This is a genomic window from Pseudomonas sp. PB106 (assembly GCF_009764645.1).
Lineage (GTDB): Bacteria > Pseudomonadota > Gammaproteobacteria > Pseudomonadales > Pseudomonadaceae > Aquipseudomonas.
In genome coordinates, this window is the sequence record NZ_RWIM01000101.1 from 1 (window position 1) to 13,128 (window position 13,128).

Below are 13,128 nucleotides of genomic sequence, written 5' to 3' on the forward strand. Positions count from 1 at the left end.
GCAGCTCCTACATTAATCCCATGTAGGAGCTGCCGAAGGCTGCGATCTTTTGATCTTGAAAAAACGCCCGGCATTGGCCGGGCGTTTTTTATTACAACGCGATCACTCGTGATACTGCGCCGACAACTCATGCACCGCGCGCAGGAACGCACCCGCATGCTCCGGATCAACCTCAGGCGTGATGCCATGGCCAAGGTTGAACACGTGACCGCTGCCTTTGCCGTAGCTGGCCAGAATGCGCCCGACTTCGGTGCGGATCGCTTCCGGTTTGGCGTAGAGCACGGTTGGGTCCATGTTGCCTTGCAGGGCAACCTTGTCGCCGACACGGGCGCGGGCGTTGCCGATGTCGCAGGTCCAGTCCAGGCCCAGTGCGTCGGCGCCAGCCTCGGCGATGCTTTCCAGCCACAGGCCGCCGTTTTTGGTGAAGAGGATCACCGGTACTTTGCGACCGTCGTTTTCGCGGATCAGGCCGCTGACGATTTTCTTCATATAGGCCAGCGAGAACTCCTGGTACGCCGCCGCCGACAGGTTGCCGCCCCAAGTATCGAAGATCTGCACCGCTTGCGCGCCAGCCATGATCTGGCCGTTGAGGTACGAGGTTACCGACTGCGCCAGTTTATCCAGCAGCAGGTGCATGGCTTGCGGGTTGTCGTAGAGCATCGCTTTGGTCTTGCGGAAGTCTTTCGACGAGCCGCCTTCGACCATGTAGGTCGCCAGGGTCCACGGGCTGCCGGAGAAGCCGATCAACGGCACGCGGCCGTTCAGCTCGCGGCGAATGGTGCTGACCGCGTCCATCACGTAGCCGAGGTCTTTGTGCGGATCAGGGATCGGCAATGCTTCGATATCGGCCAGGGTGCTGACGACTTTTTTGAAGCGTGGGCCTTCACCAGTCTCGAAGTACAGGCCTTGGCCCATGGCATCGGGGATGGTGAGGATGTCGGAGAAGAGGATCGCCGCGTCCAGTTGTGGATAGCGGTCGAGCGGTTGCATCGTGACTTCGCAGGCGAATTCCGGATTCATGCACAGGCTCATGAAGTCACCGGCCTGGGCGCGGCTGGCGCGGTATTCCGGCAGGTAGCGACCGGCCTGACGCATCATCCACACCGGGGTGACGTCTACGGGTTGCTTGAGCAGGGCGCGGAGAAAACGGTCGTTCTTCAGGGCAGTCATGTCGGCATCCGGAAAAAAAGTGCGGGCATTTTCTCAGAGCGCGACGCAAAAGGCACGGATGCAGGTCAGCCTTTTGTCTATCGGGTCAATTTATTGCGTTGGAATGCAGATTTTGCAGCACCCCGAAACACTGTGGGAGCTGGCTTGCCAGCGATGCGGACACCTCGGTGTGCCAGATTAACCGAGGTGATGCTATCGCTGGCAAGCCAGCTCCCACAGATATTGCATTGCAGTCAGCTAGACGGGATCAGACACCCAGGTAATCAAGGATCCCTTCGGCTGCATTGCGGCCTTCGAAGATCGCCGTCACTACCAGGTCGGAACCGCGCACCATGTCGCCACCGGCGAAGATTTTCGGGTTGCTGGTCTGGTGCTTGTACTGACCTTGCTCCGGGGCAACAACGCGGCCCTGGCTGTCGGTCTGGATTTCGAACTGTTCGAACCACGGCGCCGGGCTCGGGCGGAAACCGAACGCGATGACCACGGCGTCGGCCGGGATGATCTCTTCGGAGCCCGGGATCGGCTCGGGGCTGCGACGGCCACGGGCGTCCGGTTCGCCGAGACGGGTCTCGACCACTTTGACGCCTTCAACCTTCTCTTCGCCAACGATGGCGATCGGCTGGCGGTTGTAGAGGAATTTCACGCCTTCTTCCTTGGCGTTCTTCACCTCTTTGCGCGAGCCGGGCATGTTCGCTTCGTCACGACGATACGCGCAGGTCACCGATTTGGCGCCCTGACGGATCGACGTGCGGTTGCAGTCCATCGCCGTGTCGCCGCCGCCGAGCACCACAACCTTCTTGCCTTTCATGTCGACGAAATCTTCCGGCGACTTTTCAAAGCCCAGGTTGCGATTGACGTTGGCGATCAGGAAGTCCAGCGCGTCATAAACGCCCGGCAGATCCTCACCGGCAAAACCGCCCTTCATGTAGGTGTAGGTGCCCATGCCCATGAACACTGCATCGTATTCGGCGAGCAGTTGCTCCATGGTCACGTCTTTGCCGACTTCGGTATTCAGGCGGAACTCGATGCCCATGCCGGTGAAGACTTCGCGACGATTGCTCAGCACAGTCTTTTCCAGCTTGAACTCGGGGATGCCGAAGGTCAGCAGGCCGCCGATTTCCGGGTTCTTGTCGAACACCACCGGGGTCACGCCGCCACGCACCAGCACGTCGGCACAACCCAGACCCGCCGGGCCCGCGCCGATGATCGCGACACGTTTACCGGTCGGTTTGACCTTGGACATGTCCGGGCGCCAGCCCATGGCGAACGCGGTGTCGGTGATGTATTTCTCGACCGAACCGATGGTCACCGCGCCGAAACCGTCGTTAAGGGTGCAGGCACCCTCGCACAGACGATCCTGCGGGCACACGCGGCCGCAGACTTCCGGCAGCGTGTTGGTCTGGTGCGACAGCTCCGCGGCCTGAAGGATGTTGCCTTCGGCCACCAGCTTCAGCCAGTTCGGAATGAAGTTGTGCACCGGGCACTTCCATTCGCAATACGGGTTGCCGCAACCCAGACAGCGGTGGGCCTGATCGGCCGACTGCTGGGGTTTGAACGGTTCGTAGATTTCGACGAACTCTTTCTTGCGTTGACGCAACAGTTTCTTCTTCGGATCTTTGCGCCCGACATCGATGAACTGGAAGTCGTTATTCAGACGTTCAGCCATTGTTAAAACCTCATCAAACTCTTCAGGCGCATATCACTGCGGGTTGGCACGAGTGCTGGAAAGCAACGACTTCAGGTTGGCAGCCTTAGGCTTGACCAGCCAGAAACGGCGCAAGTAGTCATCGAGGTTTTCGGCGAGTTCACGACCCCACTCGCTGTCGGTTTCCGCGACGTACTCGTTCAGCACGTTTTGCAGGTGGCTGCGATAGGCTTCCATCGCCTCGCCGCTGATCCGCTGGATTTCCACCAGTTCGTGGTTGACCCGGTCAACGAAGGTGTTGTCCTGATCGAGCACGTAGGCGAAACCACCGGTCATGCCAGAGCCGAAGTTGTAACCGGTCTTGCCCAGAACGCAGACAAAACCACCGGTCATGTACTCACAGCAGTGATCGCCAGTGCCTTCCACAACCGTGTGGGCACCGGAGTTACGCACAGCGAAACGCTCGCCTGCGGTGCCGGCGGCGAACAGCTTGCCGCCCGTCGCGCCGTACAGGCAGGTGTTGCCGATGATGGCGCTTTCCTGAGTCTTATAAACGCTGCCCTTCGGCGGCACGATGGTCAGTTTGCCACCGGTCATGCCTTTGCCGACGTAGTCGTTGGCGTCGCCTTCGAGGTACATGTTCAAACCGCCGGCGTTCCACACGCCGAAGCTCTGACCGGCAGTACCCTTGAAGCGGAAGGTGATCGGCGCTTTCGCCATCCCTTGGTTGCCGTGCTTGCGCGCGATTTCGCCGGAGATCCGCGCACCGATCGAACGGTCGCAGTTGCAGATATCCAGGTCGAACTCGGCGCCGCTCATGTCGTTGATCGCCGACGAAGCCATCTCGACCATTTTCTCGGCCAGCAGGCCTTGGTCGAACGGCGGGTTGCGCTCAACGCCGCAGAATTGTGGCTTGTCCGCCGGGATGTGGTCGCTGCCCAACAGCGGCGTCAGATCCAGGTGGTTTTGCTTGGCGGTCTGCCCTTCGAGGATTTCCAGCAGATCGGTACGACCGATCAGCTCTTCCAGGGAGCGCACGCCGAGCTTGGCCAGCCATTCACGGGTTTCTTCGGCGACGTAGGTGAAGAAATTCACCACCATGTCGACGGTGCCGATGTAGTGGTCTTTACGCAGCTTCTCGTTCTGCGTCGCAACGCCGGTGGCGCAGTTGTTCAGGTGGCAGATACGCAGGTATTTGCAGCCCAGCGCGATCATCGGCGCGGTACCGAAGCCGAAGCTTTCAGCGCCGAGAATCGCCGCCTTGATCACGTCGAGGCCGGTTTTCAGGCCACCGTCGGTCTGCACCCGGACTTTGCCGCGCAGGTCGTTGCCGCGCAGGGTCTGGTGGGTTTCAGCGAGGCCGAGTTCCCACGGTGCGCCAGCGTATTTGATCGAAGTCAGCGGCGAAGCACCGGTGCCACCGTCGTAGCCGGAGATGGTGATCAAGTCCGCATAGGCCTTGGCCACACCGGCAGCGATAGTGCCGACGCCTGCTTCGGCTACCAACTTGACCGAAACCAGCGCCTTCGGGTTGACCTGTTTCAGGTCAAAAATCAGCTGCGACAAGTCTTCGATCGAGTAGATGTCGTGGTGCGGCGGCGGCGAAATCAGCGTTACGCCCGGCACTGCGTAGCGCAGCTTGGCGATCAGCCCATTGACTTTACCGCCCGGCAGTTGCCCGCCCTCGCCCGGCTTGGCGCCTTGCGCGACCTTGATCTGCAGCACTTCGGCGTTCACCAGGTATTCCGGGGTTACACCAAAACGGCCAGTCGCGACCTGCTTGATTTTCGAGCTCTTGATGGTGCCGTAACGCGCCGGATCTTCACCACCTTCGCCGGAGTTGGAACGCGCACCGAGGCGGTTCATGGCTTCGGCCAGGGCTTCGTGAGCTTCCGGCGACAAGGCGCCCAGCGAGATACCGGCGGAGTCGAAGCGCTTGAGCACCGATTCCAGCGGTTCGATTTCACTGATGTCCAGCGGCGTGTCGAGGGTCTTGACCTTGAACAGATCGCGAATCATCGACACCGGACGGTTGTCCACCAGCGAGGTGTATTCCTTGAACTTGGCGTAGTCGCCCTGCTGCACGGCGGCTTGCAGGGTGTTGACCACGTCCGGGTTGTAAGCGTGATATTCGCCACCGTGGACGAACTTCAGCAGACCGCCCTGCTGGATCGGCTTACGCGGACTCCAGGCTTCGGTGGCGAGTGCTTTCTGCTCGGCTTCGATGTCGACGAAACGTGCACCCTTGATGCGGCTCGGCACACCACGGAAGCTCAGGTCGCAGACTTCTTCGGACAGGCCGATCGCTTCGAACAGCTGCGCACCACGGTACGAAGCGATGGTCGAAATGCCCATCTTCGAAAGGATCTTCAGCAGACCTTTGGTGATGCCTTTGCGGTAGTTCTTGAACACCTCGTAGAGGTCGCCCAGCACTTCACCGGTACGGATCAGGTCGCCCAGCACTTCGTACGCGAGGAACGGATAGACCGCCGAGGCGCCGAAACCGATCAGCACAGCAAAGTGATGCGGGTCACGGGCGGTCGCGGTTTCAACGAGGATGTTGGAATCGCAACGCAGGCCTTTTTCGGTCAGGCGGTGGTGCACCGCACCGGTCGCCAGGGATGCGTGAATCGGCAGCTTGCCCGGAGCGATATGGCGGTCGCTCAGGACGATCTGGGTACGACCGGCACGCACGGCTTCTTCAGCCTGATCGGCAACATTGCGGATCGCCGCTTCGAGGCCGACGCTTTCGTCGTAGTTGAGGTCGATGATCGCCCGTTCGAAACCCGGACGGTCGAGGTTCATCAACGAGCGCCACTTGGCCGGGGAAATGACCGGCGAGCTGAGGATCACGCGCGAGGCGTGTTCCGGCGATTCCTGGAAAATGTTGCGCTCGGCACCGAGGCAGATTTCCAGCGACATGACGATCGCTTCACGCAGCGGGTCGATCGGCGGGTTGGTCACCTGCGCGAACTGCTGGCGGAAATAGTCGTACGGCGTGCGCACGCGCTGCGAGAGCACGGCCATCGGCGTGTCGTCGCCCATCGAGCCCACGGCTTCGTAGCCTTGCTCGCCGAGCGGACGCAGGACCTGATCGCGCTCTTCGAACGTGACCTGATACATCTTCATGTATTGCTTGAGCTGATCGACGTCGTAGAAAGCCGAACCGTGGTCGTTGTCTTCCATGGTCGCCTGAATGCGCAGGGCATTCTTGCGCAGCCATTGCTTGTATGGATGACGGGATTTCAGACGGTTGTCGATCGCATCGGTGTCGAGGATCTGCCCGGTTTCGGTGTCCACGGCGAAGATCTGGCCAGGGCCGACACGGCCCTTGGCAATTACATCTTCAGGCTTGTAGTCCCACACGCCGATTTCCGACGCCAAGGTGATGAAACCGTTGGTGGTGGTGACCCAACGCGCCGGGCGCAGACCGTTACGGTCGAGCAGGCACACCGCGTAACGACCGTCGGTCATTACCACGCCGGCCGGGCCGTCCCACGGTTCCATGTGCATCGAGTTGTACTCGTAGAACGCACGCAGATCCGGGTCCATGGTTTCGACGTTCTGCCACGCTGGCGGAATGATCATCCGCACGCCACGGAACAGGTCGATGCCGCCAGTGACCATCAGCTCCAGCATGTTGTCCATGCTCGAGGAGTCGGAACCGACACGGTTGACCAGCGGGCCGAGTTCTTCCAGATCCATCAGATCGTTGCTGAACTTGGTCCGACGGGCCTGTGCCCAGTTACGGTTACCGGTGATGGTGTTGATCTCGCCGTTGTGGGCGAGGAAGCGGAATGGCTGGGCCAGCGGCCATTTCGGCAAGGTGTTGGTGGAGAAGCGCTGGTGGAACACGCAGATCGCGGTTTGCAGGCGCTCATCACTCAGGTCTGGATAAAACGCGGCCAGATCGGCCGGCATCATCAGGCCTTTATAGATGATGGTCTTGTGCGAAAAGCTGCAGATGTAGTGGTCGGAGTCGACGGCGTTGGACACCGACGAACGACGACGCGCACTGAACAGCTTCACGGCCATGTCCTGATCGCTCAGGCCTTCGCCGCCGATGTACACCTGCTCGATCTGCGGCAGGCGCTCAAGGGCCAGGCGGCCGAGGACGCTGGTGTCGATTGGCACTTTGCGCCAGCCGATCAACTGCAGGCCTTCAGCGAGGATCTCGCGGTTCATGTTCTCGCGAGCGGCTTCGGCCTTGGCCGGATCCTGGTTGAAGAAGACCATGCCCACCGCATATTGCTTGGGCAGCTCGACGCTGAAGGTTTCCTGGGCAATGGCACGCAGGAACGCATCAGGCTTTTGAATCAGCAGACCGCAACCGTCACCGGTCTTGCCGTCGGCATTAATCCCACCGCGGTGGGTCATGCAGGTCAGGGCCTCGATGGCCGTTGTCAAAAGGGTATGACTGGGTTCGCCCTGCATATGGGCTATCAGGCCGAAACCGCAGTTATCCTTGAATTCATCTGGTTGGTACAGACCTGCTTTCATAGACACTTTCTCACCAGGCTGCCTCTTCTCGAGGCAAATTTCTTTTCAATTCAACCACTTGCATTCCGCGCCGAACGTACGCCGGCTTAGCGGGGGCAAAAGGGTGGTCATTGTACACAGCGACACAGAGGCTCACAAATTTGACGACGAAATGTCGCAAATTCATGTCGCATTTGTGAAAGGTTTAAAGCGATATGCTGTGCTAGTCAAAACTTTTTTAATTTTGACCGCAACGACTCAAAGACTACTGTGACGCAGACACCACAAGGCACGCGACCTGGAAGGAAGCGCGCACTCGTAGAAATTTTGAGGTGCTTGGAGAGGCGGCCTGGGTAAGGCCGCCGAATCTTCAGCGAGTTGTTGCCAGTTCCTGTTGGACGCTGGCGACAGTGCGAGGCCAAGGTTTACCAGCCTGAACCTTCGCTGGCAAGGCCTTGATGGCAGAAACGGCTGCATCACGATTGGCGAAGTTGCCGTAGGTGATCACGTAAAGCGGCTTGCCGTTGAGGACTTTCTTGAAATAACGGTACTCGCCGCCCTGCTCCTTGACGAAGTTTTGCGCGGCAGTTTCCGAGCTGGTGCCGAGGATCTGCACCACGTAGTTACCGGTCGGTTGACCGGCGTACCAGCTACCACCGGCGGCTTTGGCGACGGTGACCGGCTTCTCGGCCGGTTTGGCCGCAGCAACTGGCTTGGCTGGCGCTGGGGCCGGTTTCGCCGCTGGCGCTGCCGGAGCAGGCTTGGCGGTGGCAACTTGAGTTGGCGCTGGAGTCGGTTTGGCCGCCGGGACTGGAACCGGTGTCGGTGCAGGACCGGCCGGAACGCCTGCTGGTGGCGCGGAAGTGGTTACGGTAGGCGGCGTAGCGCTGGAGCCTTCGAGCGGCACGCCGTCGTCGCCTTCAGTGATGCCACCGGCCTCTTCAGCCAACGGGCCACGCATGACCGGCTGCGAGTTGCCGACCAGCGGCAGCGGCATCGGCTGCGTGTTACCGGCGAATTCGACGGACGGATTAGCCCCGTTCGCGGCGCCCTGACCCAATGGCAACTGCGCCTGTTCATTGGCAGGTGCGCCGGTGGTTGGCGCCTTGTTGCGACCTGGCATCAACCAGGCGGCGGCGACCGCGACCACAACGACGGCGGAAATCGCCAATACGTGTTTCTTCGGCATGTTGAACCCCATACTTGGACGCTTCACCGCAGAGCGGCTGGCAATCATGACTTCGATCAGAGCATCGCGAGCGACCTGGTTGATGTTGCCCGGCCAACCCTCGGCACTTTCGTGAATATCAGAGATCTGATCCGCGGTGAAAAGTTCGACACCACGGCCCGCACCTTCGAGCCGTTGGTCGAGATACTCGCGGGTCTCTTCTTCGGTGTACGGCTGCAATTCGATGACGTGGAAGCGCTCTTCCTCGAGGTGCAAAGCCTCGAGTTGCGCGATCAGCGATGACTCGCCGAACAGGAACACGTGCGGGCGACCTTCCGGTGCACCGGCCCCCAGCGCCATCAACGCTTCGAGAGCGGATTCGTCGAGCTGCTCGGCGTCATCCACCAGCAGATAGACTTCCTGGCCGGTCAGCGCGAGTTGCACCACCTGATCCAGAATCGCGCCCACTTCGGCCTGAGCCACGTTCAATGCCTGAGCCACTTGGCGCAGGACGCCAGCAGCATCGCCGGCACCACGGGCGGAAACCACCACGCTCTGCACCGATTGCTTGTTGGTGCTGGCGACCAGCGCTTGACGCAGCAAGGTCTTGCCGCTGCCCTGCGGGCCAGTGACCACCAGCAGCAATTGGCTGTAACGCGCCAAATGGTGCAGTTGCCCCAGCACCGGTTTGCGCTGGGCCGGGAAGAATTTGAAGCCCGGCACCCGAGGCGCGAAGGGGTCGTGACTTAACTGGAAATGGCCGAGGAACGCCTCGTCGGCATGCAAACTAGTCATCGGAATCTTATTAACCTTTAAGCTGAGCCAGGGCGCGGTAATCCGCTCCCAGCGTGGCCTGTAGAACCTCTTTCGGATAATCGGCGGTCACTACCGCTTCGCCCATCCGGCGCAGCAGCACCAGGCGCAGACGACCGTCGATCACTTTTTTGTCGATTGCCATGTGTTCAAGAAAATCGGCTTCGCTCATCTCTTCCGGCGGCACTACCGGCAGACCGGCGCGCTGGAACAGACGAATGCCGCGATCACGCTCTTCATCACTGATCCAGCCCAGACGCGCGGACATTTCCAGCGCCATCACGGTGCCCGCCGCGACCGCTTCACCATGCAGCCAGACACCATAGCCCATGTGGGTTTCGATGGCGTGGCCGAAGGTGTGGCCGAGATTGAGCGTGGCGCGCACGCCGGTTTCCTTTTCATCGGCACCGACCACCGCAGCCTTGGCCGCGCAGGAGCGCTCGATGGCGTAAGTCAGGGCTTTTTGATCCAGTGCGCGCAGGGCGTCGACGTTGTCTTCGAGCCAGGTCAGGAACGGCTCGTCGCAGATCAGACCGTACTTGATGACCTCTGCCAGACCGGCGGACAGCTCACGCTCTGGCAGGGTTTTCAGGGACGCCGTATCGATAAGCACCACGTTCGGCTGATAGAAGGCGCCGACCATGTTCTTGCCCAGCGGATGGTTGATCCCGGTTTTGCCGCCCACCGACGAATCGACCTGAGACAGCAAAGTAGTAGGGATCTGGATGAAATCGACGCCGCGCTGGTAACAGGCCGCTGCGAAGCCGGCCATGTCGCCGATCACACCGCCGCCGAGGGCGATCACGGTGGTGCGGCGATCATGACGGGCGGTCAGCAGACCGTCGAAGATCAGTTGCAGGGTTTCCCAGTTCTTGAAGGCTTCGCCGTCCGGCAAAACCACCGAGATCACCGAGAACTGCGCGAGGCTGCGGGTCAGACGTTCGAGATAGAGCGGTGCAACGGTCTCGTTGGAGATGATTGCCACCTGCCGCCCATGGATATGTGGCGCCAGCAGTTCAGGCTGATCCAACAAACCTTCGCCAATATGAATCGGGTAGCTGCGCTCGCCTAAATCGACCTTGAGTGTCTGCATGTGTCCCCACAGTGAAGATGGAAGCAGGCGTCCTGCCCTGAATTATTGGTTGTCTGCGGCTTGTAGCGGGTATGACGCCGCTCGCACGCCATCCGCCACAACCTCAGTGGGTTGTGACAGGACGCCGAGGATAGCGCATTTCGAGCGATGCTTTAACGGGGTGGAAGCTGCGCCAGACGATCGAGAATGTCGAGCACCACCATGCGTGGCGGCCGTTCGTCGGTTTCCACGACGAGATCGGCAATTTCCCGATAAAGCGGATCGCGGATGGCGAGCAAGTCACGCAGGGTTTTCGCTGGATCGGCAGTACGCAGCAACGGCCGATTGCGGTCGCGCGAAGTGCGACCGACCTGCTGCTCCACAGACGCGTGCAGATACACCACTCGTCCGCCCTCGTGCAGGGCCTTGCGATTGGCATCGCGCATGACTGCGCCACCGCCGGTCGCCAGAACCACGCCGTCAAACGCGCAAAGCTCGGCGATCATCGCCTGCTCACGGTCACGAAAGCCCGGCTCGCCTTCTTTGTCGAAGATCCACGGGATATTGGCGCCCGTGCGCAGTTCAATTTCCTTGTCGGAATCTTTGAACGGCAGGCGCAGCTCTTTGGCCAGCAACCGGCCGATGGTGCTTTTACCAGCGCCCATCGGTCCTACAAGAATCAAATTTCGCACAGAATCAATGACTCACAGCAATCGCCTGATTGTTCATGATACGCGGAGTGAGAAACACCAGCAGCTCGGATTTTTTCTCCGAAACCACATCACGCCGGAAAAGGCGGCCAAGATACGGCACATCGCCAAGAAATGGCACCTTATCTACGACCTTGCTTTGAGTATTTGAGAAAACACCGCCAATCACGATGGTTTCGCCATCGTTGACCAGCACCTTGGCGTTCACCTCGTTTTTCTTGATCGGCGGCACATCCTGCACTTTGTTCAGGTAATCCGGTTCGTCCTTGGTGACCTTGACCTCCATGATGATGCGGTTATCGGGGGTGATCTGCGGCGTCACTTCCAGCGACAGCGAAGCCTCTTTGAACGACACCGAAGTGGCACCGCTGGAGCTGGCTTCCTGATACGGAATCTCGGTGCCCTTGAGGATTTTCGCGGTCTCTTTGTCCGAGGTGACGACTTTCGGCTGGGATACGATTTCGCCGTTGCCGGTTTTTTCCATGGCCGTCAGCTCCAGATCGAGCAAGACATTGTCGGTAATGAAGGCGATGCCGATCCCCGAGGTGTTATTGACGGTGCCCATATCGACGAACGGTGAGTTGGTGCTGGTGCTGCCCGGCGTGCCGATGGTGGTCGACGAACCGTTGCTGACCCCGGAGGTGTTCCAGTTGCCTTTGTTCTGCACCGAACCGCCCCAACGCACGCCGAGGCTCTTGTCGTAATCGACGTTGGCCTCAACGATGCGTGCCTCGATCATCACCTGGCGCACCGGAATATCCAGTTGCGCCACGATGCGCCGTAGTTCGTCGAGGCGATCCTGGGTCTGGTAGGCGATGATGTTGTTGGTCCGCTCATCGACAGTGATCGAGCCACGCTCGTCGATTTTCGCCTCAGCACTGGTCACTGACTGGAACAGCTTGGCGATGTCTGCGGCTTTGGCGTAATTCACCTGCAGCAGTTCACGACGCAGCGGCGCCAGTTCGGCGATCTGCTTTTGCGATTCCAGTTCCTGGCGTTCGCGAGCAGCGATCTCGTCAGCCGGCGCGACCAGCAGGACATTGCCGATCTTGCGTTTATCCAGCCCCTTGGTTTTCAACACCAGATCCAGCGCCTGATCCCACGGCACGTTTTGCAGGCGCAACGTGATGCCGCCCTGCACCGTATCGCTGGCAACCAGATTGAGGTTGGTGAAGTCGGCGATCAGTTGCAGCACCGAACGTACGTCGATGTCCTGGAAATTCAGCGAAAGCTTTTCGCCGACATAGTTGTTGCGATCGGCATTGCGCTTTTGCAGGTCGTCGACCGTCATCGGACGGATGCTGACGGTCAGCTTGTTGTCGGTCTGGAAGGTTGAGTATTCATAAGTGCCGCTGGGTTCGACAGTAATAACCGTGCGATCACCGCTCACGCCGGCATTGACGAACTGCACCGGGGTGGCGAAATCCTTGACGTCGAGGCGTACCCGCAGCTTCTCCGGCAGTTGCGTGCGGGTGAAGCTGAGAATGATCTTGCCGTCATGCTCCTGAATATCCGGGGCAATGGTCGGGTCGGACAGATCGATGACGACATTGCCCTCGCCCGCCGTGCCGCGCTGGAAGTCGACGCCGCGAATGGCCCGACTGGTCGGCACGAATGCCTTGACCGGAGCCGCTGCCGCCGCAGTGGCGCGCGGCGCAACGGCCGGACGCGGCGCAGCGACTGGCGCACCCTGCCCAACAACCACGAACAGATTGTTGCCTTCAACACGTGTGCTGTACTGCGAAAGCTGTGTGAGGCTGACGATCAGGCGCGTCCGGTCCTTCGCTTCAACCACGGTGGCCGTGCGGGCATTGCCGCTGCCCAGATCGAGGTTCTTGCTGGCCAACTGACTGGCAACACCCGGCAGGTCGAGGGCAATCCGCGCCGGCGACTCGGTGGTGTAACCCTTGGGCTGCGGCGGCGGGCCATCGAAGGACAGTTTCAGCTCGACGCGATCCCCCGGTAACGCCGCGACGTCCAGCGTCTTCAGGTTGGCCGCAATTACCACCGGCGACATCAGCGCTATCCATAGCGAAAAACCGAGGGTGGAGAAAATCCTGTTCATTGTTCG

The 13,128-nt window shown here is 60.2% G+C and carries 7 protein-coding genes; all 7 read right to left on the reverse strand.

Annotation, left to right across the window (positions count from 1 at the left end):
- Nucleotides 1–102: 102 nt before the first annotated feature.
- Nucleotides 103–1,170: a uroporphyrinogen decarboxylase gene (hemE, locus tag EJA71_RS13270; protein ID WP_158957519.1), complete on the reverse strand. Its 1,068-nt coding sequence runs from the start codon at nucleotides 1,168–1,170 to the stop codon at nucleotides 103–105.
- Nucleotides 1,171–1,417: 247 nt separating this feature from the next.
- Complete coding sequence (locus EJA71_RS13275; RefSeq protein WP_158957521.1) at nucleotides 1,418–2,836, reverse strand: FAD-dependent oxidoreductase; 1,419 nt, start codon at nucleotides 2,834–2,836, stop codon at nucleotides 1,418–1,420.
- A gap of 33 nt (nucleotides 2,837–2,869) precedes the next feature.
- Nucleotides 2,870–7,315 (reverse strand): glutamate synthase large subunit, encoded by a 4,446-nt coding sequence (gltB, locus tag EJA71_RS13280; RefSeq protein ID WP_158957523.1) that lies wholly within the window; start codon nucleotides 7,313–7,315, stop codon nucleotides 2,870–2,872.
- A 349-nt stretch (nucleotides 7,316–7,664) separates the two neighbouring features.
- Nucleotides 7,665–9,257, reverse strand: coding sequence for an AAA family ATPase (locus EJA71_RS13285; RefSeq protein WP_158957525.1), 1,593 nt, complete (start codon nucleotides 9,255–9,257; stop codon nucleotides 7,665–7,667).
- Nucleotides 9,258–9,267: 10 nt separating this feature from the next.
- The gene (gene aroB, locus EJA71_RS13290; RefSeq protein WP_008077246.1) at nucleotides 9,268–10,368 is read right to left on the reverse strand and encodes a 3-dehydroquinate synthase; all 1,101 of its coding nucleotides are present in this window, start codon (nucleotides 10,366–10,368) and stop codon (nucleotides 9,268–9,270) included.
- Nucleotides 10,369–10,520: 152 nt separating this feature from the next.
- Nucleotides 10,521–11,039, reverse strand: a complete 519-nt coding sequence (aroK, locus tag EJA71_RS13295) for a shikimate kinase AroK (RefSeq protein ID WP_045122260.1) — start codon at nucleotides 11,037–11,039, stop codon at nucleotides 10,521–10,523.
- A 4-nt stretch (nucleotides 11,040–11,043) separates the two neighbouring features.
- The gene (gene pilQ / locus EJA71_RS13300; protein ID WP_158957527.1) at nucleotides 11,044–13,122 is read right to left on the reverse strand and encodes a type IV pilus secretin PilQ; all 2,079 of its coding nucleotides are present in this window, start codon (nucleotides 13,120–13,122) and stop codon (nucleotides 11,044–11,046) included.
- Between the last annotated feature and the right edge of the window lie 6 nt (nucleotides 13,123–13,128).